We start from the raw sequence: 20522 nt of genomic DNA, 5'->3' as shown, positions 1-20522 counted from the left end.
CTCGCCGCCGTCCTGGCCCTGGTGGGCCTCGCCACGGCCGAACGGCGGCGCGGCGACACCGCGATGGTCCCGCCCGCCCTGCTGCGCCGGCCGGTGTTCGGCGCCGCCAACACCACCGCCGGGATCATGAACCTGTGCACCCTGGGCACGCTGTTCGTGCTGCCGCTGTTCCTGCAGTCGGTGCAGCAGCGCTCGGCCTTCCAGGCCGGCCTGATGCTCCTCCCGCTGTTCACCCCGCTCGCCGTGTGCGCGCTGCTCGGCGGGCGGGTCACCAGCCGGGTCGGCGCCCGCCTGCCCGCCGCCGGACTCCTGGTCGCCGCGGCCGGACTCGCGCTGCTGACCCGGACCACGGCCCACTCCGGCCTCCCGCTGCTCGTCCCCGCGTTCCTGCTGTGGGGGCTGGGCGTCGGGCTGCTCACCCCGGCCGTGGTGGCCGCCGCCCTCGCCGCCGTACCGACCGAGCGCTCCGGGCTGGCCTCGGCCGTCAACAACACCGCCCGGCAGACCGGCGGGGCGATCGGCATCGCGGTGGCGGGCGCGATCGCCGGGACACCGTCCGACGAGCCCCGCTTCCTGCGGGGCCTGCACACGGTGGCCCTCGGCTCCGCCGCCCTGTACGCGGCCACCGCTGTCCTCGCGCTGGTTCTGCTGCCCGGGGCGGTGTCCCCGCGGCGGCGGTGAGGGGGCGTGCGGTCGCGTCCCGCCCCGGGCCGTCGGCCGCGAGAAACACGTGGACACCGCCGGCCCGACTCGCTGTCATGGAACCCGTGTCGATCGACGCCGCCCTCGTACGCCGGCTGCTCGCGGCCCAGTTCCCGAGCCGGCCGGGCCTGCCCGTCCGTCCGGTGCCAGGGGTCGGGTTGTCGGTTTTTTTCGGTGGGGCACACCTTCCGGGTGCCCGGCGACGCAGGCCGCGGCGAGGACCTCAGCCCACCCCGCGGGGGTGGATCGCCCCCCGCGTCCCGCTGAGCGGTGCCCCGGTGCCGCCCCACCTCAGGGCCACGATCTCCGCCGCCACCGATACCGCCACCTCCTCCGGTGTGCGGGCGCCGAGGTCCAGGCCGAGCGGGGAGCGCAGGCGGGACAGTTCCCGGTCGGTGAGGCCGGACTCGATCAGGCGGCGGAGCCGGTCGTCGTGGGTGCGGCGGCTGCCCATCGCCCCGATGTACGCCGCCGGGCGCCGCAGCGCCTCCAGCAGCACCGGCACGTCGAACTTCGGGTCGTGGGTCAGGACGCAGATCACCGTCCGCCGGTCGGTGTGCGTGCCGCGCAGATACCGGTGCGGCCAGTCCACGACGACCTCAGCGCCCTCCGGGAACCGGCGGGGCGTGGCGAACACCGGCCGGGCGTCGCACACGGTGACCCGGTAGCCGAGGAAGTCCCCGATCCGGGCGACGGCGGCGGCGTAGTCGATGGCGCCGAACACCAGCATGCGCGGCGGCGGCGCGAAGGACTGGAGGAACACCGTGACGGTGTCCTCGCGGCGCTCCCCGTGCGGGCCGTAGTGCCGCAGGCCGGTCACACCGAGGGCGAGTTCACCGCGCGCGTCGGCGGCGACGGCCGCGTCGAGCCCCCGGGTCCCCAGGCTTCCGGCGGCGGTCCGCGGCCACACCGCGAGGGTGGACCCGCGCGGCGCGGGCCCGTCGACCACGGTCGCCACGGTGACCGGCTCCCCGCCCGCGACGGACGCGGCGACCGCGCCGAACGCCGGATCCCGGGCCGGGGTGACCGGCCGTACCAGGACGGTGATCTCACCACCGCAGGTCAGCCCGACCGCGAAGGCGTCCTCGTCGCTGTAGCCGAACGTCTCCAGCCGTGCCGCGCCGCTCTCGACGGCCTCCTGGGCCAGTTCGAACACCGCGCCCTCGACACAGCCGCCGGACACGCTGCCGACCACCTCGCCGTCCGGGCCGACCGCCATCGCGGCTCCGGGCCCGCGCGGCGCGCTGCGGCTGACCGCGACGACCGTGGCCAGCCCGAACGGCACCCGGGCGGCGTACCACCGGTCCAGCACCGCGAGAATCTCACGCATCGTCCGCTCCTCGGCTCACACCGCGCACGGCTCTGGTTGCACGTTAACCCGTGGGCGGTGCTGCGGCCGTTCCGCAAACAAGATCGACCGGGGCGACGCCCGGGACACACCGGCGCTCCGCCGGACGGCCCAACGGCTCGCCGTGCCGCTCGTCCTCCGAGGGCGCACGCAGGGCCCGACCGCGTCCCGGAGGGAACCGTGCCGGCCGCCCGGGTGACGCGTCGGGCCGATCAGCCGGTCCACCCGCCGTTGAACTGACTCATAGTCAACTTACTTAGGAGTCAGAAGCTATTGACGCTGTCCGGAACGAGCCGGACTGTGGTGTACATGCCAAACATCCGGGTGCGTCTGCTGACTGTCCTGCTCGTCCTCTGCGGCGCCCGCGTACAGCGCCGCCGCCCCGGTCGCCGCGGCCCCGGAGCCGGGCGGCACGGGCAGCCGCCGGCTGCTGACCGACACGGACTCCGGTGTGCCGCACTACGCGCTGGTCACCAACGGCGCGACGGCACCGTCCGCCGACCTGCTGAGCGCGGCGAGGGCCGAACTGGCCGCCTGGGCGGCGGCGCGCTTCTGACGGCAGGGGTGTGGCCTCCGGGGTGAGTGGGGGCGCCCCGGAGACCACGGCTCGGTGTGGCGTCAACCCCCGCTGGGGCCGGTCCAGTCGGCCTGGACGTGACCCAGCCGGACGCGCTGCGGGTGGTCGCCGACCGGGACCGACGCCACCTTCTTGCCGGTGGCGAAGTCGATCGCCGTGACCTGGTCGGCGCCGCTCTCGGAGACGATGCAGTCCTTGCCGTCCCCGCTGACGGTCGCCCAGTACGGCTTGGACGTCGGGACGAGCGGGCCCTCCTGGAGCGAGGCCCGGTCGACCACGGTCGCGTAGTCGTCCATGGTGCCCGCGACGCACAGCTTGGTGCCCTCGGGGTTCATCGAGATGCCGTGGTGACGCGAGTCGTTGACCCAGGTGGTGCGGTCCTCGCTGGTCGCCGGGTTCTTCGGCAGCGTCTTCATCCGGGTGATCTTGTCGGTGGCGACGTCGTACTCCAGGAAGCCGTTGAAGAACGACACCTGGAAGTACAGCTTGGACTCGTCGGCGGAGAACACGGCCGGGCGGACCGCGTCGGAGAAGTCCTTCAGGCCGAAGGCGTCCAGCCGCTGCCGCATGTCGATGACCTTGACCTGCTTGTACGTCGTCGCGTCCACGACGGTGATGTGCCGGTCGCCCTTGGTCCAGTCCCAGCCCGGGCTGTCCAGGTCGGTGTTGACGTCACCGATGGACATGTTCCAGATGTACTTGCCGTCCTTGGTGAAGATGTTCTCGTGCGGCTTGTCACCGGTCGCGAACGAGCCGAGCTGCTTGCCGGTGTCGATGTCGAGGACGTGCACGGTGTTCGCGGTCGAGGCGGAGACCGCGACCCGGGTGCCGTCCGGGGAGACCGCCATGTGGTCGGCGCGGTAACCGGCCACGGGGAAACGCCAGTTGACCTTCCCGGTGGCGAGGTCGAGGGAGACGACGTCCGCGAAACTCGGCCGGGACACCACCACCGACCTGCCGTCGGGTGTGGAGTACATGTCGTCGGCGAACTGGTCGTGGCCCTCGCCGACGCTGTTGCGGATCGCCTGGAAGTAGATCCACTTGATCGGGTCCGCGTTGATCTCGGCCATCCGCGCGGCCTTGTCCGGGATGACGTTGATCCGGCCGATCTTCGCGAAGTCGCCGGAGGAGCGGATGACATCGGCGGTGCCGTCCCAGTTGTTGCCGACGAACAGCACCTCCCGCAGCCCGGCCGGGGCGGCGGAGCTTGCGGAGGCGGCGGTCGCCGGGGCGGCGGCGGTCAGGGCGAGGGCGGCGGCCACGGAGCACAGGTGCCTGGTTCTGGAGGCGGCCATGACGGCTCTCTTTCCTCGGGGGAATCTGAACACGGGTGCTTTCACAGTGAACTTACTGAAAAGTAAGGAAGGGCCGGCCTTCTCGACAAGATGTGTGCACGACAAGATTGGGGCGAGTGGCGGGACGACGGAGGGGGACGCGTGGAAGGCAGGCTCAGAGCACCGACGGGACGCTACGGCGGACGGTCCGCCGAGGAACGGCAGGCCGAGCGCCGCCGCCGCTTCCTGGACGCGGCACTGGGGCTGTTCGGCGACACCCCCGGCTACCGGGGCACCACGGTCGCCGCGCTCAGCCAGGCCGCCGGCCTGTCCACCCGCCAGTTCTACGAGGAGTTCCGCACCCTGGAGGACGTCCTCGCCGCCCTGCACCTCCAGGTCAACGCCTGGGCCGAGCAGGCCGTCCTGGACGCCCTCGCCGACGCGGAGGGGCTGCCGCTGGCCGAGCGCGCCACCGTGCTCTTCCGGGCCTACGCCCACGGCGTGACCCGCGACCCGCGCCGCATCCGCATCGCCTTCGTGGAGATCATCGGGGTGAGCCCCCGGCTGGAGGAGCAGCGCCTCGCCCGCCGCGCCCGCTGGATCGACCTCATCCGCGCCGAGGCGGACGCGGCCGTCGCCCGGGGGGAGGCGGCACCGCGCGACTACCGCCTCGCGGCCACGGCCTTCATCGGCAGCGTCAACGGCCTGCTGCACGACTGGAGCGCCGGCTGGGTGGACGCCACGCTGGACGAGGTGGTGGACGAGCTGGTCCGGCTGCTGCTGGGCATGCTCCGCCCGGAGGGCTGGCGCCCCCGGAGGCCCTGACACCCAGGCGCGCGGAGCCGGGCCGCGCACGCGGGCGGGCGACCCGGTCCCGCTCGGCGCGCGGGATCGGGCCGGAACTGCTCTGCTGGGTCTGAGGGGGCCGTCGTACCCGTTCCCCGGGAGAGCCATGAGTACCTATCGAGCCGCGCAGGTCACCGCTCCGAACGGCACCTTCGAGCTGGTCGAACGCGAGGTCCGGCAGCCGGGCCCCGGCCAGGTGAGGATCGCCGTGGAGGCGTGCGGGATCTGTCACAGCGACGCTCTCTTCGTGAGCGGCGGACTACCCGGCGTGTCGTTCCCGGAGGTGCCCGGACACGAGATCGCCGGACGCCTGGAGGAACTGGGCGAGGGAGTGCGCGAGCGGGGCTGGCAGGAGGGCAACCGGGTGGCCGTCGGCTGGTTCGGCGGCAGCTGCGGCCACTGCAGGCCGTGCCGGGAGGGCGACTTCATCGTGTGCCGGAACCTGGAGGTCCCCGGATGGGCCTACGACGGCGGCTTCGGCGAGAAGGTGATCGCCCCCGTCGACGCCCTGGCCCGGATTCCCGAAGCGCTGTCCCCGGGCGACGCCGGGCCGATGGCCTGCGCGGGCGTCACCACGTACAACGGGCTGCGGCGCAGTTCCGCCCGCCCCGGTGACCTCGTCGCCGTGCTCGGCATCGGCGGCCTCGGCCACCTCGGCGTGCAGTACGCGGTGGCCATGGGATTCGAGACCGTGGCGATCGCCCGGGGCGCCGGGAAGGCCGACTTCGCCAAGCGGCTGGGCGCCCACCACTACGTCGACAGCACCTCCGGCACCCCGGTCGCCGAGGCGCTGCAGTCCCTCGGCGGTGCCAAGGTGGTCCTGGCCACCGCGGGGAACTCCGAGGCCATCACCGCCACCGTGGACGGCCTCACCCACCGCGGCGAACTGGTGGTCATCGGCGCGGACACCGCGCCCCTCGGCATCAGCCCGGCCCAGCTGCTCATGGCCGGCCGCGTCGTGCGCGGGCACCCCTCCGGCACCGCGCAGGACGTGGAGGACACCATGGCTTTCAGCGCCCTGCACGGCATCCGCCCCCTCACCGAGGAGGTGCCGCTGGACGACGCGGACGAGGCGTACCGGAAGATGCTCTCCGGAGGGGCCCGCTTCCGGATGGTGCTCACCGGCTGACCGGCCGGCACGGCGTCATCCGGCCATCCGGCCATCAGGTCAGCCGGGCAGTCGCTCCAGTGCGGCGAGCACGGGCCCGGCGCCGTCCTCGTCCCGGATCCGCGCGCCCAGCGCGGCGGCGCGCCGCCGGTACGCCGGGTCCCGGGTGGCCCGTACCAGCGCCGCGGACAGCGCGTCCACGGTCAGGCGGCGCAGCGGTACGACGGCCGGTGCGACGCCCAGGCCGACCAGCCGGGCGGACCAGAAACCCGCGTCGAACTGGACCGGGACCGGCACCGCCGGCACCCCGGCGCGCAGCCCCGCCGCCGTGGTGCCCGCGCCCGCGTGATGGACCACGGCGGCCATGCGCGGGAAGAGCTGCGCGTGCGGTACCTCCCCCACGGTCAGCATGTCGTCGCCGTCGGCCGCGAGCCCGCCCCAGCCGCGCTGGATCACCCCGCGCAGCCCGGTCCGCCGCAGCGCCGCCACCACCTGCGCGCTGAGCCGTCCGGCGTCCGGCACGGTGGCGCTGCCCAGCCCGACGAACACCGGCGGCGGCCCGGCGTCGATGAACTCCCGTACCGCCTCCGGAAGTCGCTCCCGGCTGTCGTACGGCCACCAGTAGCCGCCCACCTCCAGACCCGCCCGCCAGTCGCCGGGCCGGGGCACCACCAGCGGGCTGAAGCCGTGGTGCACCGGCCAGAGCCGCCTCTCCCGCGCCCGCCGCGCGGCACCGGTCCCCAGCGGGGGCAGGCCGAGCCGCGTCCGCAGGGCCGGTACGGCGCCGGCGAACACATGCTCCACGGCCAGGCCCACCCCGTGCCCGGCGAGCAGATTGACCGGCCCGCCCCAGGAGCCGCCGCCGAGCACCGCCGGGGCGAACTCCCGGGTGGCTGCGAGGGGTTGCAGATAGACACCGAGGCTCGGCAGCCGCAGTCCCTCCGCGATCGTGTGCCCGAGCGGGGCCAGGGAGGAGGACAGCAGCAGGACGTCGCTGTCCCGTGCCGCGCGGAGCAGATCCTCGGTGAGCCGCCCGACCAGGCGCCGCGCCAGGTCCACCACCCGCAGCAGCTTGCCCGGGCCGCTGGCGCTGCGGTGCAGCCCCCGGCCGCGCGGGGACTCCAGCTCCGCCCGTGGATCCACCGGCAGCGCGTGGAACCGCACCCCGGAGCCGGCCACCAGCGGGGCGAAGCGGCCGTGCGTGACCAGGGTGACCTCGTGCCCGGCCAGCGTGAGCCGGTGTCCGAGCCCGGTGTAGGGGGCGGCATCGCCGCGGGATCCCGCCGTCATGATGGCAACGCGCACGACGGCCAGTATGGCCGGTCCACACGGCCCACGGGCTCAACGGCCCGTGCTGCGCGGCACAAAGGGTCCCGCAGCTGACAGCGGCCCTACGCGGCGGACACCAGCAGCAGGGCCGTCGCCGCGAGCACCGCGCAGCCCAGCACACAGCAGGCCAGCAGCCGGCGGCGCAGCGCGCGGTAGCGCGACTCGTACGCTTGCCGCAGCTCCTGTGCCCGCTCGGCCGTGCGGTGCCAGGAGAGCCGGGCCAGCGCGAGGTACTCGGCCTCGAACTGCCGCTCCACGTCCTCGCGTTGACTGTCGGTGAGCCACCCCATCCGGGAACTGAGGCGCACCGCGGCGGTACGGCCCTCCTCCCGCGCGGCGGCCATCAGCAGGTGGCCCTCGATCTGCCGGACGAGGTCACGCTCGTCGTGGGCCGTCACCGCGCGGTCAACTCCCGCTCCGCGACGGGGACACCGGGGTGGTGCAGGTCGAACGCCGGGGACTCGCTGCGGATCGGGGGGAGAGCGAGGAAGTTGTGCCGGGGCGGCGGGCAGGACGTCGCCCACTCCAGCGAGCGGCCGTAGCCCCAGGGGTCGTCGACGCCGACCGGCGTGCCGTACCTGGCGGTCTTCCAGACGTTGTAGAGGAACGGCAGCAGGGAGGAGCCGAGCAGGAACGAGAAGACCGAGGAGACCGTGTTGAGCGTGGTGAGCCCCTCGGCCGCGAGGTAGTCCGGAATCCGGCGCTGCATGCCCTGGGCGCCCAGCCAGTGCTGGACCAGGAAGGTGCCGTGGAAGCCGGTGAACAGCGTCCAGAAGGTGATCTTGCCGAGACGCTCGTCGAGCATCTTGCCGGTGAACTTGGGCCACCAGAAGTGGAAGCCGGAGAACATGGCGAAGACGACCGTGCCGAAGACCACGTAGTGGAAGTGGGCCACCACGAAGTACGAGTCGGAGACGTGGAAGTCGATCGGCGGGGAGGCGAGCATGACGCCGGTGAGCCCGCCGAAGACGAAGGTGATGAGGAATCCCATCACCCACAGCATCGGCGTCTCGAACGACAGGCTTCCCTTCCACATCGTGCCGATCCAGTTGAAGAACTTCACACCGGTCGGCACCGCGATCAGGAACGTCATGAACGAGAAGAACGGCAGCAGCACACCGCCGGTGACGTACATGTGGTGCGCCCACACGGTCACGGACAGACCGGCGATCGCGATGGTCGCGGCGATCAGGCCCATGTAGCCGAACATCGGCTTGCGGGAGAACACCGGGATGACTTCGCTGATGATGCCGAAGAACGGCAGCGCGATGATGTACACCTCGGGATGGCCGAAGAACCAGAAGAGGTGTTGCCAGAGCAGGGCTCCGCCGTTGGCGGCGTCGAAGACGTGGGCGCCGAACTTGCGGTCCGCCTCCAGGGCGAACAGCGCGGCCGCGAGGACCGGGAAGGCCAGCAGGACCAGGACACCGGTCAGCAGCACGTTCCACACGAAGATCGGCATGCGGAACATGGTCATGCCCGGGGCGCGCATGCAGATGATCGTGGTGATGAAGTTGACCGAGCCGAGGATGGTGCCGAAGCCGGAGAAGGCCAGACCCATGATCCACATGTCGGCGCCGATGCCCGGCGAGCGGACCGCGTCCGACAGCGGGGAGTAGGCGAACCAGCCGAAGTCGGCCGCGCCCTGCGGGGTGAGGAAGCCGCCGACCGCGATGAGCGAGCCGAACAGGTACAGCCAGTAGGCGAACATGTTCAGCCGCGGGAACGCCACGTCGGGCGCGCCGATCTGGAGCGGCATGATCCAGTTCGCGAAGCCGGCGAACAGCGGGGTGGCGAACATCAGCAGCATCACGGTGCCGTGCATCGTGAACGCCTGGTTGAACTGCTCGTTCGACATGATCTGCAGGCCCGGCCGGGCCAGCTCGGCGCGCATGAGCAGCGCCATCACGCCACCGATCAGGAAGAACGCGAACGACGTCGCCAGATAGAGCGTGCCGATCGTCTTGTGATCGGTGCTGGTGAGCCACTGCACGGCTCTGGTGTCTCGGATCCTCTTCACGCCCCGCCTGTGTCCGTGCCCGGCCCGCGGGTCACACTCGGGGGACGCGAGGAGCATCACGGGAGGAGGGTGTGACGATCCGGGGGGTGCCGGACACGAACCGAGCATGAGCAACGACGAGATCTTCGCCGCTGCCTATCGCGAGCACTACTGGGCGGTCAGCCGTTATGTCGCCAGACGGCTGCAGGGGCGGACCGACGAGGTGGAGGAAGTGGTGGCGGAGGTGTTCACGGTCGCCTGGCGGCGCCGGGCCGACCTGCCGGCCGCGCCGCTGCCCTGGCTGTACGGGGTGGCCCGGAACTGCCTGGCCAACGCGGTACGCGGCTACGGGCGCCGGCGCCGGCTGGTGGACCGGCTGGGCAACGACGAGGCCGCGCACGGCCGGCACATCGCGGCGGGCCCCGACGCTGAGGCGCCGGGCGCCTGGGTGCACGAGGCGCTGGACCGGCTGTCCCCGGCCGACCAGGAGGTGCTGCGCCTCGCCGCCTGGGAGGAGCTCGGCGCCGAGGAGATCGCGGTCGCCCTCGGCTGCGGCCGCCGCGCGGCAGCGATGCGCCTCCACCGCGCCCGCCGCCGCCTGCGCACGGAGATAGCCCGCCTGTGCCCTGCGGGGCCGCCACCCGACGTGCCGCCCGAGTCGCACTCCGGTGGGCCCTCACCGGCTGCGCCGCCCGGGTCGCGCCCCGGCGGACCGTCGCCCGAAGCGCCGTCCGGGTCGCGCCTGAGCCTTCGCGGGCTGTCGCCCGAAGTGCCCCGCGAGTGGCCTCTTGGGGGAGCGTCGCCGGTGGTGCCGCCGGAGTCGCGCCCGAGCCCCCGCGGGTCGTCGCCCGAAGTGCCGCCCCAGTCGCGTTCCGGTGGGCCGTCGCCGGCGGTGTCAGGGGGGTCGCGCCCCGGCGGACCGTCGCCCGAAGCGCCGTCCGGGTCGCGCCCGAGCCCCCGCGGGTCGTCGCCCGGAGTGCCCTCCGAGGTGTTCCCCGGGGGGCCGTCGGCCGACGGCGGGGGCCGTTCCGGCCGGCGGTCGTCCCGCCCCGTGCCCACCGCCGACGCTCGCCTGCGCAAGGACCCCCGACATGCCTGACGAACTCGAACTCCTCCGGCGGGCCAACCCCGTACGGGACGACGGGCCGTACTTCGGTGACGGGCCCCTGGACCAGTGTGCCGAGCGGCGGCTGGAGCGGCTGCTGCGTCAACCCGGTCCGACGCGCCGCGTCCCCCGCGCCCGGCTGCTGTGGGGCCTCGCCGCCACCGGCGTCGTACTGGCGACCGCGTTCGCCGCGCTGGTCGGCGGGCCGGACCCGCAGCCCGCCCTCGCCGCGCCCCGGCCGCTGACCGTCCGCGCCGACTCCACGCCCGTCCCGCTGACGCGGCTGGCGGAACGGGCCGCGACCGCCGCCGCCGACGGCTCACCGCGCCTGCGCAAGGGCACGCACGTGCAGTCGTGGAGCCTGAGCATGACCGACGGGAAGCCGCCCGTCACCCTGCCCGAGGAGCGGGTCGTGCGCTGGCGCGCGGACGACAGCCACACCGAACTGGTCGTGGCGACCGACCCGCGCCGGCCGGGCCGCCCGGTCGTCACCGACGAGGGCGGAGACCCCCGCCTGGTGGCCGACGGCCACGTCCTCAGCCGGGTCACCTACCCGCCGAGCTGGAGCGACGCCCCGCCCGCGGCCCCGCCGCCGCACACCCCGGGCGCGCTGCGCGCCTACCTGGCCGAGAGCGTCCGCACCGATTCCCCGGGCACCCCGCAGCTCCTCGACGGCGTCGAAGAGCTGCTGGACCACTGGACGCTGGGCGCCCGCGAGTCGGCGGCACTGGTCAGGGTCCTCGCGGACGCCAAGGGGCTGCGGCCCGCGGGACAGGTGACCGATCGCCTCGGCCGCCCGGGGCAGGCGTACGTGTACGAGGGCCGGGGAGGCCGGCGGATGCTGATCCTCGACCCGCGCACCGGCACCGTCCTCGGCCTGGAGACCACCTTCACCCGGGACGCCCCCGAGTACGGCGTCAAGGCGGGGGACGTCATGGACTACAGCGCCTGGATGCGCTGACCCGTGAGGCGGGGGTGCCGCCCGGCAGCCGGCACCCCCGCCCGTCACACCCCCAGCTGCCGGGCGGCGGCCGTGACCGTCTGCTCCAGGAGCGTGGCGATCGTCATCGGGCCGACGCCTCCCGGTACCGGGGTGATGAGCGAGGCCCGCTCCACCGCCGAGTCGAAGTCGACGTCGCCGACGTTCCCCGGGTTGTAGCCCGCGTCGACGACTACCGCGCCCGGCTTGATGTCCTGCCCGCGGATCAGCCGCGGCCGGCCGACCGCGGCCACCACGATGTCGGCCTCGCGGACCACCGCGGACAGTTCCCGGGTGCGGGAGTGGCAGTAGGTCACGGTCGCGTCCCGGGCGAGCAGCAGCATGCCCGCCGGCTTGCCGAGGATGGCGCTGCGGCCGACCACCACGGCCCGCTTCCCGGCCGGGTCGACGCCGTACTCGTCCAGCAGCCGCAGGATGCCGCCCGGCGTGCAGGAAACGAAGCCCGGCAGCCCGAAGCTCATCGTGGCGAACGACGCGAAGGTGACACCGTCCACGTCCTTCTCCGGCGCGACGGCCTCGAACGCGGCCCGCTCGTCGACGTGGTCGCCCACCGGGTGCTGGAGCAGGATGCCGTGCACCCCCGGGTCGGCGGACAACTCCCGCAAGGTGGCCACGAGTTCCTCGGTCGTGGTGCTCGCGGGCAGGGCCACGTGCCGCGAGGCGATGCCGGCCTTGCGGCTGCGGTTCTGCTTCATCCGGACGTACGTCACGGACGCCGGGTCCTCGCCGACCAGCACGGTCGCCAGACACGGCGCGGTGCCGGTGCGCTCGGTGAGTTCGGCGGCCTTCCGCGCGGTGTCCTCGACGATGCGGCGGGCGAGCGCGGTGCCGTCCATCAGACGGGCCTGGGTCATGCTGCACACTCCTGAGCTGGATCGACTCTCCTCGCCCAGGCGCGCGGCAACCACCACGGACCGCTCCCCGGTGGTGCTCCACCTCAGCGCCAGTCACGGCCCGCGTACAGCGTAACCGAGGGTGCCGTACGGTCTCCGGACCCCGCTCGGCCTCCTTCCGCTCCCGTCGTACCCGGCGGGGGCCTACTCGTCCCAGGCCTGGATGATCACCTGATCGGCGATCTTCCCGTCCCGCAGGGTGACCATCGACTCGGCGAGGACCCGGGTGCCGTCCCCGTACTCGCAGGACTCGCTGTAGGCCGCGTGGTCCCCCTGGACCACGCACTGGTCCAGCCTGTGCGTCATGTCGCGGCTGTAGATGTCGTCCAGCAGTTCGGCGATCTGGCTCCGGCCGTGCAGGACGGTGGGATGACTGGGCTGGTTGTTGCGGTCGACGATGCGGATCTCCGCGTCGTCCGCGTAGAGCGACAGAAGGTTGTTGCCGGTGTTGCCCTCGATGGCCCGGCGCAGTGTGTCGGTGTCGAAGGCGGACCCCGCCGCGGTACCCATGGTGACCTCCTTCAGGTGCCCGTGTGGTCCAGGCGCCCGTGCGGTCCGGCCAGGAGCGGGCCGCACGGGCCCACCTCCGAGACTCCTCCGCCCCGCCCGCCCCGGCAAGCCCGGCCGCCGCGCTCCACCTCCCGGGTGAGCGCGGCCCGCCGCCCGTGTCCGCCCGGGGCCCGGCGCCGTTGCTGAAGGCATGATCTCAACACGACGTATCGCCGCCGCCGTCGGTCTGGCCGCCGGGATCGCCGGTCTCGCCGTACCCCAGGCGAACGCGGCCGGCACCGGCGCACCGCTCGTCGGGAAGCTCGGCGCGCTGAGCACGCTGGACTCGCTCGCCGTCAGTGACATCCCGGCGGAGCAGCGGGGCCGGGTGCCGCGGGTCACCGAACAGGTGCAGGAGCTCAGGCACCTCCAGGAGCTGAACCAGCTCAACCAGGTGGAGCAGGTCCTCGCGCCCGCCGCGCCGCTGCTCGGCCTGGTCGGCGCCATCCACTGATCCCGTCCGCTCGGCGCGAGGGCCGTCCCGTGGGGGCGGCCCTCGCCGCCGCCCGCGCCCGCCGGGCGATCCCACCCCGGGCGTGTCCGGAAAGATCCACGAACCCCCTCGTGGTCCGCCCCGCTACCGGTCGGTCGCGCGTAGTGTCGGCGGCGAAGGCAAACGAAGGAAGGGACCAGACCATGGCGCAGGAAGTCCGCGGCGTGATCGCACCGGGCAAGGACGAGCCCGTACGGGTCGAGACGATCGTGGTGCCGGACCCGGGGCCCGGCGAGGCCGTCGTACGCGTCCAGGCCTGCGGGGTCTGCCATACCGATCTGCACTACAAGCAGGGTGGCATCTCGGACGACTTCCCCTTCCTGCTCGGCCACGAGGCCGCCGGTGTCGTGGAGTCGGTCGGCGAGGGCGTCACCGACGTCGCCCCCGGCGACTTCGTCGTCCTCAACTGGCGCGCGGTGTGCGGGCAGTGCCGGGCCTGTCTGCGCGGCCGTCCCTGGTACTGCTTCAACACCCACAACGCGCGGCAGAAGATGACCCTCGCCGCCACCGGCCAGGAGCTCTCCCCGGCTCTCGGGATCGGTGCCTTCGCCGAGAAGACGCTCGTCGCGGCCGGCCAGTGCACCAAGGTCGACCCGGCCGTCTCCCCGGCGGTCGCGGGCCTCCTCGGCTGCGGGGTGATGGCCGGTATCGGCGCCGCGATCAACACCGGGAACGTCGGCCGGGGAGACTCGGTCGCCGTCATCGGCTGCGGAGGCGTCGGCGGCGCGGCCGTCGCGGGGTCGAACCTGGCCGGAGCGGCGAAGATCATCGCCGTCGACATCGACGACCGCAAGCTGGAGAAGGCCCGCACGCTGGGCGCCACCCACACCGTCAACTCCAAGGAGAGCGACCCGGTCGAGGCGATCCGCGAGCTGACCGGCGGCTTCGGCGCCGACGTCGTCATCGAGGCCGTCGGCCGCCCGGAGACCTACCGGCAGGCCTTCTACGCCCGCGACCTCGCCGGCACCGTCGTCCTCGTCGGCGTCCCCACGCCCGACATGAAGCTCGAACTGCCCCTGCTGGACGTCTTCGGCCGCGGCGGCGCCCTTAAGTCCTCCTGGTACGGCGACTGCCTGCCCAGCCGCGACTTCCCCATGCTGATCGACCTGCACCTCCAAGGCCGCCTGCCGCTCGACGCGTTCGTCACCGAGACGATCGAACTGGACCAGGTGGAGCAGGCGTTCGAGCGGATGCACCACGGTGACGTGCTGCGTTCGGTGGTGGTGCTGTGATGGCCGCGCGCATCGAACGCCTCGTCACCGCGGGTCAGTTCACCCTCGACGGCGGCACCTGGGACGTGGAGAACAACGTGTGGATCGTCGGCGACGAGCGGGAGGTGATCGTCATCGACGCCGCCCACGACGCCGAGGCCATCGCCCGCGCCGTCGGGGACCGGCGCCTGACCGCCATCGTGTGCACGCACGCCCACAACGACCACGTCAACGCGGCACCGGAACTCGCCGACCGCACCGGCGCGACGATCTGGCTGCACCCCGACGACCTGGCGCTGTGGAAGCAGACCCACCCCCACCGCGACCCCGACCGGCATCTCCTCGACGGCCAGGTCATCGAGGCCGCCGGAGCCGACCTCACCGTTCTGCACACCCCCGGGCACGCCCCCGGCGCCGTCTGCCTGTACGACCCCGGCCTCGGCACCGTGTTCACGGGCGACACCCTCTTCAAGGGCGGCCCCGGAGCCACCGGACGCTCCTACTCCCACTTCCCGACCATCATCGACTCCCTCCGCGACCGCCTGTTCACCCTCCCGCCGGAGACGAAGGTCCTCACCGGGCACGGGGACGGCACCACCATCGGCGACGAGGCACCCCACCTGGAGGAGTGGATCGCCCGCGGCCACTGAGTCCGGCGGCGGCACACCGCGGGGGTCCGTGCAAAAGGCGACAGAAGATGTCCGGCTTCCCGGCGACAGTGGACCGCGGCAACAGCCGCACGACAGTCGCATCACACGGGAGGCCGGACATGTCAGGACCGCTGGAGGGCAAGGTGGCGCTGGTCGCCGGGGCGACCCGGGGCGCCGGACGGGGCATCGCCGTCGAACTCGGCGCGGCCGGCGCCACCGTCTACGCCACCGGGCGCAGCACCCGCGCCCACCGCTCGGAGTACGACCGCCCCGAGACCGTCGAGGACACCGCCGACCTCGTCACCGCGGCCGGCGGGAAGGGCGTCGCCGTGGCCGCCGACCACCTCGACAAGTCCGCCGTACGGGACCTCGTGGACCGCATCGCGGACGAGCAGGGCCGCCTCGACATCCTCGTCAACGACATCTGGGGCGGCGAGAACCTCTTCGAGTGGGACACCCCCGTGTGGGAGCACGACCTCGACAACGGGCTGCGGCTGCTCCGCCTCGCGGTCGAGACGCACGCCGTCACCAGCCACTACGCCCTGCCGCTGCTGCTGCGCCGGCCCGGCGGCCTGGTCGTGGAGGTCACCGACGGCACCGCCGACTACAACCGCGACACCTACCGGGTGAACTTCTTCTACGACCTCGCCAAGACCTCCGTCCTGCGCATGGCCTTCGCCCTCGGTCACGAACTCGGCCCGCGCGGCGCCACCGCCGTCGCCCTCACCCCGGGCTGGATGCGCTCGGAACTCATGCTCGACGCGTACGGCGTCCGCGAGGAGAACTGGCGGGACGCCCTGGCGCGCGAACCCCACTTCGCCATCTCCGAGACCCCCCGCTTCACCGGCCGGGCCGTCGCCGCCCTCGCCGCCGATCCCGACGTGGCCCGGTTCAACGGCCAATCCCTCTCCAGCGGCGGCCTCGCCCGGGTGTACGGCTTCACCGACCTCGACGGCAGCCGGCCCGACGCCTGGCGGTACCTGGTCGAGGTGCAGGACGCCGGCAAGCCGGCGGACGTCACCGGATACCGGTGACACCGCGCGTGAACCGCTGAAAGGGCGCCGAAGGAGCCGTACCGTCGGCGCATGACTGATCCAACCCGCTTTGCAGGACACGGAGTTCTCGTCACGGGCGGCGCCCGCGGCATCGGTGCGGCCGTCGCCCGGCGGCTCGCCGAGGAGGGCGGCCGGGTGCTGGTCGCCGACCGGGACCTGCCCGAGGCCGAACGGACCGCCTCCGCCCTGCGCCGCGAGGGCCTCGCGGCCGAGGCGTTCGCCTGTGACGTGGCCGACCGCGCCGCCGTCGAGGGGGCCGTCGCCCACGCCGTCACCGCGTTCGGCTCGCTCGACGTGCTGGTCAACAGCGCCGCCCACTGCACGACCGACACCCGGCTCTTCGAGGACGACCCCGACGAGGCCTGGGCGCGCGACCTCGACATCACCCTCACCGGCGCCTACCGCTGCTGCCGTGCCGCCCTGCCGCACCTCGCCGCCTCGGGACGCGGGGCGATCGTCAGCATCGGCTCCGTCAACGGCCTCCAGGACTTCGGCAACCACGCCTACAGCGCCGCCAAGGCCGGCCTCGGATCGCTCACCCGCACCCTCGCCGGGCACGCCGCGCCCCGGGGGGTGCGGGTCAACCTCGTGGTGCCGGGCACGGTCCGCACCTCGGCCTGGGAAGGGCGCGACGACGAACTCGACGCCGTCCGCCCCCTGTACCCGCTCGGCCGCGTCGGCGAGCCGGAGGACGTCGCCGCCGCCGTCGCCTTCCTCGCCTCGCGCGACGCCGCCTGGATCACCGGGACCTCCCTCGTGGTCGACGGCGGCCTCACCGCCGTCAACACCGGCTTCCGCGCGGCCGTCCGGGACACCTCGTGACCCTCAGCGCGAGGCCGCCGCCAGCACCGCGAGCACCCGCTCCGTGTCGGCCTGTGTGGTCCGCCAGTTGCTGAACGCGGCGCGCAGCCCGGGCACCCCGCCGTACACCGTCGGCGTGACATACGCCTCCCCGGAGGCGGCGACCGCCCGGGCCAGCGCCGCCACCCGCTCCGGCGACGGGTCCGTGGCGAGGGTGAAGCAGACGACGTTGAGCCGGACCGGAGCCAGCAGGGTGAGGCCCGGCAGGGCGTCGACGCCCGCGCCGAGCCGGCGGGCCAGCGCCACGTTCCGCTCCACGACCTCCCGGTGTCCGTCCCGACCGTACGCCACCAGCGAGAACCAGGCCGGCAGGGCCCGCAGCCGGCGCGAGTTCTCGGGGGTCAGATGCAGGAAGTCCGGCTCGCCGTCGGGCAGGCCCAGATACGGCGAGGCGTTGTGGAACACCGCCACCTGCAGATCGCGGCGCCGGGTGAACTGCACGGCAGCGTCGTAGGGGACGTTCAGCCACTTGTGCAGGTCGACGCAGACCGAGTCGGCCGCGTCGAGCCCGTCGACCAGCGCCGCGTGCTCCGGGGAGAGCGCGGCGAAGGCGCCGAAGGCCGCGTCCACGTGCAGCCAGAAGTCGTACCGCTCCTTCAGCGCGGCGATGGCCCGCAGATCGTCGAAGTCGACGGTGTTCACGGTGCCCGCGTTCGCGACGACCAGCACCGGCCTGCCGCCCGCCCCGGCCAGCGCCGCCTCAAGCGCTGTCACATCGACGGCCTCGCGGTTGCCGGGCAGCAGGGGCACCGGCCGCAGCCGGTCCCGGCCCAGACCCAGCACCGACATCGCCTTCGCGATGCTGGAGTGCGGGCTGCCGGAGAGCACGTCGAGCGGTCCGAGCGCGGCGGCGCCCGCCCGGGAGACGTCCACGCCCAGCCGCTCGCCGGCCCACTCCCGGCCGATCGCGAGGCCCACCGTGTTCGACGCGGTCGCGCCCGTCACGAACGCCCCGCTGTGCGCCTCGCCCAGCCCGAACAGCTCGCGCAGCCACCCCACCGTCTCCCGTTCCAGCTCCTGCGCCCAGGAGCCGCCCGCCCCGGACAGGTTCTGGTCGAACGCGGAGGTCAGCCAGTCACCGGCGACGGCGGCCGGCGTGGCGCCGCCGGTGACGAAGCCGAGGTAGCGCGGACCGGCGGAGCCGGAGAAACCGGGCGCCCACCGCTCGGCGAACCGGGCGAGGGCGCCGTCACCGCCCGCGCCCGCGGCCGGGAGCGGGTCCCGCCCGGTTACCGGCCCGGGGGCGGCGACCGGTCGCTCGGCGAGCCCCGCCAGCTCCCGGACGGCGAGGTCGTGGGCGGCCTGGAGGAGTTCGGGGAGCCGGGCGAGATCGCCCGCGAGAGCAGGGTGCATGCGGCGCAGCGTAGACGCTCGCCGCCCGCCGTCCGAGGGGTCGTACGGGCGGAAGTTCACCGTTTCGTCACAGCCTGACCGGAACCACAACCATCTCCGGCCCGGCCGGGTCTAGTAGTCCGACACCGCGGGAATCGCGCTGGAGAGCACCGGGGAGGCCCGGGCGAACGAGCGGACACAAGGGGAAGGGGAAGAGGCCGCCATGGGGGTCATAGGCAGAAGAGGCGCGGTCGCGCTGGGCGTCACGGGACTGGTGGCGCCGCTGGCGCTCGCCCTCACCGCGGCGCCGGCCCAGGCCGCGAGCTGCACCACGCGGACGGGGCCGTACCAGAAGCAGGTCGAGAAGTTCCTGGGCCGGCCGGTCGACGGCAAGCAGTCCGCCACCGACTGCAAGGCCATCCAGGCCTTCCAGAACAAGCACGGCATCACGCCGAACATCGGCTACGCGGGTCCCGTCACCTGGGGGGTGATGGACCTGATGAACAAGCAGAAGGCCGTCGGGAACAAGCCGAACAAGGACGGCAAGTGCCCGGTGAACAAGGGCCGCATCGCCTGCGTGAACCTCACGCTCCAGCTCAGCTGGATCCAGGACGGCAACCGGCTCGTCTACGGACCGGTGCCGGTGCGCACCGGACGTGACGGCTACGAGACCCGCACCGGCCTGAAGAAGATCTACTGGCGGGACATCGACCACGTCTCCACCATCTACAACGTGCCGATGCCTTACAGCCAGTTCTTCGACGGCGGCCAGGCCTTCCACTCGGTGGGCCTGAGCATGTGGAACCCGCCCGGCTCGCACGGCTGCGTCAACATGACCACCAAGGACGCCAAGAAGTACTGGTCGCTGCTGAAGAACGGCGACGACGTCTTCGTCTACGGCCGCAAGCCCGGCACCTGAGCCCGCCGGGACCGCTCACGCCTCCGGCGCGTCCCCGAAGTCGGGGATCTCCAGCCGGACCCCGCCCTGCCGTGCCGATTCGTGCGCGATGACGCCCGGCAGGGTGTAGCGGGCGGCCACCCACGCGTTCACCGGCGGCAGTGTCCGCGTCGTGACGGCGGTGACGAAGTCGTCCACCAGGAAGTGGTGGCTGCCCTCGTGCCCGTTGTGCAGGTGGTCGAACTCCCGTGGCAGCCGTGACCGGTCGTGCACCGGCGCGGAGCCGGAGGTGAAGGCCGCCCGCAGCTCCGGCGCGATGTGTGCCAGGGACGGGTCGTCAGGGGCCAGTGTCGGCTTCGGCTCCAGCAGCTCGCTGATGTCCTGGACGCCCTTCTTGTCCTGCCACAGCGCCACCGTCGCCAGCTGTTCCATGCTGGCCTCCGTGCCGAAGAACCGGAACCGGGACTCGCGGATGTGCGAGGGGTAGCCGACCCGCCGGAACTCGTTCGTGCGGAACGATCCGCCGCCCGCCACCTCGAACAGCGCGGTCGCGTTGGACACGTCGTTGTCGAACCGGCTGACCGAACGGTCGAAGACGCCGTCGCCGCGCTCGTCGCGCACACCGATCGCCGACACGCTCACCGCGTGGGTCCGCCAGGCCCCGAGCACCCCGCCCACCGCGTGCGTCGGGTACAGCAGCGGGGGGTAGCTGGCGGTGGCCTTCCAGTCGTCGCCGCCGCTGTACCGGTAGGCCTCGTAGAACCCGAGGTCCATGTCGTGGACGTAGTCGCCCTCGGCGTGGAACAGCCGGCCGAAGGCGCCCGCCGCGATCTGGTTGCGGGCGTGCACGGTCGCCGGGTGGTACTGGCTGGTCTCGCCCATCATGTACGTCAGTCCGGTGGCCCGGACGGCGTCGATGATCGCGGCGATCTCCTCCACGGTGATCGCCATGGGGACGGCCGAGTAGACGTGCTTGCCCGCGGCCAGTGCCTGGAGGACCAGCGGACCGTGGGTCCAGCGCTGGGTGAAGACCGCGACCGCGTCGACCGCGGGAGATTCCAGCATGGCCTCGTAGGACGGGAACGTGCCGGCGAGCTGCTGCTCGGCGACGAGCCGCTCGGCCCGCTCGGGCAGCAGGTCGGTGACGTAGACGTCACGGACGCCGGGGTGGGCGTGGAAGAGGGCGGCGAACTGCCCGGAGAACTGGCCGGCGCCGACGATACCGAGGGAGAAGGTCATGCGGATTACTTTCGTAGCGGAATAATTCAGCCGTCAAGAGCCGTGCACCACCC

19 protein-coding genes, 2 pseudogenes and 1 riboswitch are annotated in these 20522 nt (G+C 73.2%); of the genes and pseudogenes, 12 read left to right on the top strand and 9 right to left on the bottom strand.

The window, feature by feature from the left end; translation table 11 throughout:
- Window positions 1-681, top strand: a 681-nt coding sequence (locus tag ABZV94_RS25055) for an MFS transporter (RefSeq protein ID WP_356343877.1), incomplete at its 5' end; no start/stop codon positions are given.
- A gap of 244 nt (window positions 682-925) precedes the next feature.
- On the opposite strand, the gene ABZV94_RS25050 is transcribed toward ABZV94_RS25055, so the two are convergent.
- Window positions 926-2032, bottom strand: a complete 1107-nt coding sequence (locus tag ABZV94_RS25050; protein ID WP_356343875.1) for an XdhC/CoxI family protein — start codon at window positions 2030-2032, stop codon at window positions 926-928.
- 370 nt (window positions 2033-2402) lie between these two features.
- On the opposite strand from ABZV94_RS25050, the pseudogene ABZV94_RS25045 reads away from it, so the two are divergent.
- A pseudogene (locus tag ABZV94_RS25045) lies at window positions 2403-2606 on the top strand (endoglycosylceramidase); the annotation flags it as partial.
- 62 nt (window positions 2607-2668) lie between these two features.
- On the opposite strand, the gene ABZV94_RS25040 reads toward ABZV94_RS25045, so the two are convergent.
- The gene (locus ABZV94_RS25040; protein WP_356343873.1) at window positions 2669-3922 is read right to left on the bottom strand and encodes a YncE family protein; all 1254 of its coding nucleotides are present in this window, start codon (window positions 3920-3922) and stop codon (window positions 2669-2671) included.
- Window positions 3923-4063: 141 nt separating this feature from the next.
- Here ABZV94_RS25040 and ABZV94_RS25035 point away from each other — a divergent pair, with 141 nt between their 5' ends.
- The gene (locus ABZV94_RS25035; RefSeq protein ID WP_356343871.1) at window positions 4064-4726 is read left to right on the top strand and encodes a TetR/AcrR family transcriptional regulator; all 663 of its coding nucleotides are present in this window, start codon (window positions 4064-4066) and stop codon (window positions 4724-4726) included.
- 127 nt (window positions 4727-4853) lie between these two features.
- Window positions 4854-5876 (top strand): alcohol dehydrogenase, encoded by a 1023-nt coding sequence (locus ABZV94_RS25030; protein WP_356343869.1) that lies wholly within the window; start codon window positions 4854-4856, stop codon window positions 5874-5876.
- Between the two features lie 39 nt (window positions 5877-5915).
- Here the strand turns inward: ABZV94_RS25030 and ABZV94_RS25025 are convergent, their stop codons facing one another.
- From ABZV94_RS25025 to ctaD, 3 genes are all read right to left on the bottom strand, one after another.
- Window positions 5916-7145, bottom strand: coding sequence for a glycosyltransferase (locus tag ABZV94_RS25025; protein ID WP_356343882.1), 1230 nt, complete (start codon window positions 7143-7145; stop codon window positions 5916-5918).
- 101 nt (window positions 7146-7246) lie between these two features.
- Window positions 7247-7582, bottom strand: coding sequence for a hypothetical protein (locus ABZV94_RS25020; RefSeq protein ID WP_356343866.1), 336 nt, complete (start codon window positions 7580-7582; stop codon window positions 7247-7249).
- Window positions 7579-9204, bottom strand: a complete 1626-nt coding sequence (ctaD, locus tag ABZV94_RS25015; protein WP_356343864.1) for a cytochrome c oxidase subunit I — start codon at window positions 9202-9204, stop codon at window positions 7579-7581. The genes ABZV94_RS25020 and ctaD overlap by 4 nt, the downstream gene beginning before the upstream one ends.
- 106 nt (window positions 9205-9310) lie before the next feature.
- Between ctaD and ABZV94_RS25010 the strand changes: the two are divergent.
- Together ABZV94_RS25010 and ABZV94_RS25005 are read left to right on the top strand one after the other, a co-directional pair.
- A pseudogene (locus ABZV94_RS25010) lies at window positions 9311-9811 on the top strand (sigma-70 family RNA polymerase sigma factor); the annotation flags it as partial.
- A gap of 463 nt (window positions 9812-10274) precedes the next feature.
- Entirely contained in the window at window positions 10275-11249 is a 975-nt protein-coding gene (locus ABZV94_RS25005; protein WP_356343861.1) for a CU044_5270 family protein, read from the top strand.
- A 44-nt stretch (window positions 11250-11293) separates the two neighbouring features.
- Here ABZV94_RS25005 and ABZV94_RS25000 read toward each other — a convergent pair whose 3' ends face one another.
- Window positions 11294-12142 carry a bifunctional 5,10-methylenetetrahydrofolate dehydrogenase/5,10-methenyltetrahydrofolate cyclohydrolase gene (locus ABZV94_RS25000; protein WP_356343860.1) on the bottom strand — a complete coding sequence of 283 codons (849 nt, stop codon included), beginning with the start codon at window positions 12140-12142 and terminating at the stop codon, window positions 11294-11296.
- A gap of 26 nt (window positions 12143-12168) precedes the next feature.
- A riboswitch (ZMP/ZTP riboswitch) is annotated at window positions 12169-12249 on the bottom strand.
- Window positions 12250-12325: 76 nt separating this feature from the next.
- The gene (locus tag ABZV94_RS24995; RefSeq protein ID WP_356343858.1) at window positions 12326-12691 is read right to left on the bottom strand and encodes a nuclear transport factor 2 family protein; all 366 of its coding nucleotides are present in this window, start codon (window positions 12689-12691) and stop codon (window positions 12326-12328) included.
- 190 nt (window positions 12692-12881) lie between these two features.
- Between ABZV94_RS24995 and ABZV94_RS24990 the strand changes: the two genes are divergently transcribed.
- From ABZV94_RS24990 to ABZV94_RS24970, 5 genes are all read left to right on the top strand, one after another.
- Window positions 12882-13184, top strand: a complete 303-nt coding sequence (locus tag ABZV94_RS24990) for a hypothetical protein (RefSeq protein ID WP_356343856.1) — start codon at window positions 12882-12884, stop codon at window positions 13182-13184.
- A 182-nt stretch (window positions 13185-13366) separates the two neighbouring features.
- Window positions 13367-14455 (top strand): S-(hydroxymethyl)mycothiol dehydrogenase, encoded by a 1089-nt coding sequence (locus ABZV94_RS24985; protein ID WP_356343853.1) that lies wholly within the window; start codon window positions 13367-13369, stop codon window positions 14453-14455.
- Window positions 14455-15084 (top strand): MBL fold metallo-hydrolase, encoded by a 630-nt coding sequence (locus ABZV94_RS24980; RefSeq protein ID WP_356343850.1) that lies wholly within the window; start codon window positions 14455-14457, stop codon window positions 15082-15084. Before ABZV94_RS24985 ends, ABZV94_RS24980 begins: the two co-directional genes overlap by 1 nt.
- A gap of 119 nt (window positions 15085-15203) precedes the next feature.
- The gene (locus ABZV94_RS24975; protein ID WP_356343848.1) at window positions 15204-16118 is read left to right on the top strand and encodes an SDR family oxidoreductase; all 915 of its coding nucleotides are present in this window, start codon (window positions 15204-15206) and stop codon (window positions 16116-16118) included.
- 51 nt (window positions 16119-16169) lie between these two features.
- Complete coding sequence (locus ABZV94_RS24970) at window positions 16170-16961, top strand: SDR family NAD(P)-dependent oxidoreductase (RefSeq protein ID WP_356343845.1); 792 nt, start codon at window positions 16170-16172, stop codon at window positions 16959-16961.
- A 3-nt stretch (window positions 16962-16964) separates the two neighbouring features.
- On the opposite strand, the gene ABZV94_RS24965 is transcribed toward ABZV94_RS24970, so the two are convergent.
- The gene (locus ABZV94_RS24965; RefSeq protein ID WP_356343843.1) at window positions 16965-18353 is read right to left on the bottom strand and encodes an aminotransferase class I/II-fold pyridoxal phosphate-dependent enzyme; all 1389 of its coding nucleotides are present in this window, start codon (window positions 18351-18353) and stop codon (window positions 16965-16967) included.
- Between the two features lie 202 nt (window positions 18354-18555).
- Between ABZV94_RS24965 and ABZV94_RS24960 the strand changes: the two genes are divergently transcribed.
- Window positions 18556-19251: a L,D-transpeptidase gene (locus ABZV94_RS24960; protein WP_356343841.1), complete on the top strand. Its 696-nt coding sequence runs from the start codon at window positions 18556-18558 to the stop codon at window positions 19249-19251.
- Window positions 19252-19266: 15 nt separating this feature from the next.
- On the opposite strand, the gene ABZV94_RS24955 is transcribed toward ABZV94_RS24960, so the two are convergent.
- Window positions 19267-20469 carry a Gfo/Idh/MocA family oxidoreductase gene (locus ABZV94_RS24955; RefSeq protein ID WP_356343838.1) on the bottom strand — a complete coding sequence of 401 codons (1203 nt, stop codon included), beginning with the start codon at window positions 20467-20469 and terminating at the stop codon, window positions 19267-19269.
- Window positions 20470-20522 lie beyond the last annotated feature (53 nt).

It is taken from the genome of Streptomyces sp. NPDC004658, from assembly GCF_040609555.1.
GTDB lineage: Bacteria > Actinomycetota > Actinomycetes > Streptomycetales > Streptomycetaceae > Streptomyces.
The sequence above is the reverse complement of the archived record's forward strand: the minus strand, read 5'-3'. Positions and strand labels throughout refer to the sequence as shown.

What these genes read in the sequence shown, in the direction of transcription:
- ABZV94_RS25025 (WP_356343882.1), bottom strand. Translation starts at nt 7,145, where the DNA reads ATGACGGCGGGATCCCGCGGCGATGCCGCCCCCTACACCGGGCTCGGA.
- ABZV94_RS24990 (WP_356343856.1), top strand. Translation starts at nt 12,882, where the DNA reads ATGATCTCAACACGACGTATCGCCGCCGCCGTCGGTCTGGCCGCCGGG.
- ABZV94_RS24955 (WP_356343838.1), bottom strand. Translation starts at nt 20,469, where the DNA reads ATGACCTTCTCCCTCGGTATCGTCGGCGCCGGCCAGTTCTCCGGGCAG.
- ABZV94_RS24960 (WP_356343841.1), top strand. Translation starts at nt 18,556, where the DNA reads ATGGGGGTCATAGGCAGAAGAGGCGCGGTCGCGCTGGGCGTCACGGGA.
- ABZV94_RS25040 (WP_356343873.1), bottom strand. Translation starts at nt 3,922, where the DNA reads ATGGCCGCCTCCAGAACCAGGCACCTGTGCTCCGTGGCCGCCGCCCTC.
- ABZV94_RS25050 (WP_356343875.1), bottom strand. Translation starts at nt 2,032, where the DNA reads ATGCGTGAGATTCTCGCGGTGCTGGACCGGTGGTACGCCGCCCGGGTG.
- ABZV94_RS25030 (WP_356343869.1), top strand. Translation starts at nt 4,854, where the DNA reads ATGAGTACCTATCGAGCCGCGCAGGTCACCGCTCCGAACGGCACCTTC.
- ABZV94_RS24980 (WP_356343850.1), top strand. Translation starts at nt 14,455, where the DNA reads ATGGCCGCGCGCATCGAACGCCTCGTCACCGCGGGTCAGTTCACCCTC.
- ABZV94_RS24965 (WP_356343843.1), bottom strand. Translation starts at nt 18,353, where the DNA reads ATGCACCCTGCTCTCGCGGGCGATCTCGCCCGGCTCCCCGAACTCCTC.
- ABZV94_RS24995 (WP_356343858.1), bottom strand. Translation starts at nt 12,691, where the DNA reads ATGGGTACCGCGGCGGGGTCCGCCTTCGACACCGACACACTGCGCCGG.
- ABZV94_RS24975 (WP_356343848.1), top strand. Translation starts at nt 15,204, where the DNA reads ATGTCAGGACCGCTGGAGGGCAAGGTGGCGCTGGTCGCCGGGGCGACC.
- ABZV94_RS25005 (WP_356343861.1), top strand. Translation starts at nt 10,275, where the DNA reads ATGCCTGACGAACTCGAACTCCTCCGGCGGGCCAACCCCGTACGGGAC.
- ABZV94_RS24970 (WP_356343845.1), top strand. Translation starts at nt 16,170, where the DNA reads ATGACTGATCCAACCCGCTTTGCAGGACACGGAGTTCTCGTCACGGGC.
- ABZV94_RS24985 (WP_356343853.1), top strand. Translation starts at nt 13,367, where the DNA reads ATGGCGCAGGAAGTCCGCGGCGTGATCGCACCGGGCAAGGACGAGCCC.
- ABZV94_RS25000 (WP_356343860.1), bottom strand. Translation starts at nt 12,142, where the DNA reads ATGACCCAGGCCCGTCTGATGGACGGCACCGCGCTCGCCCGCCGCATC.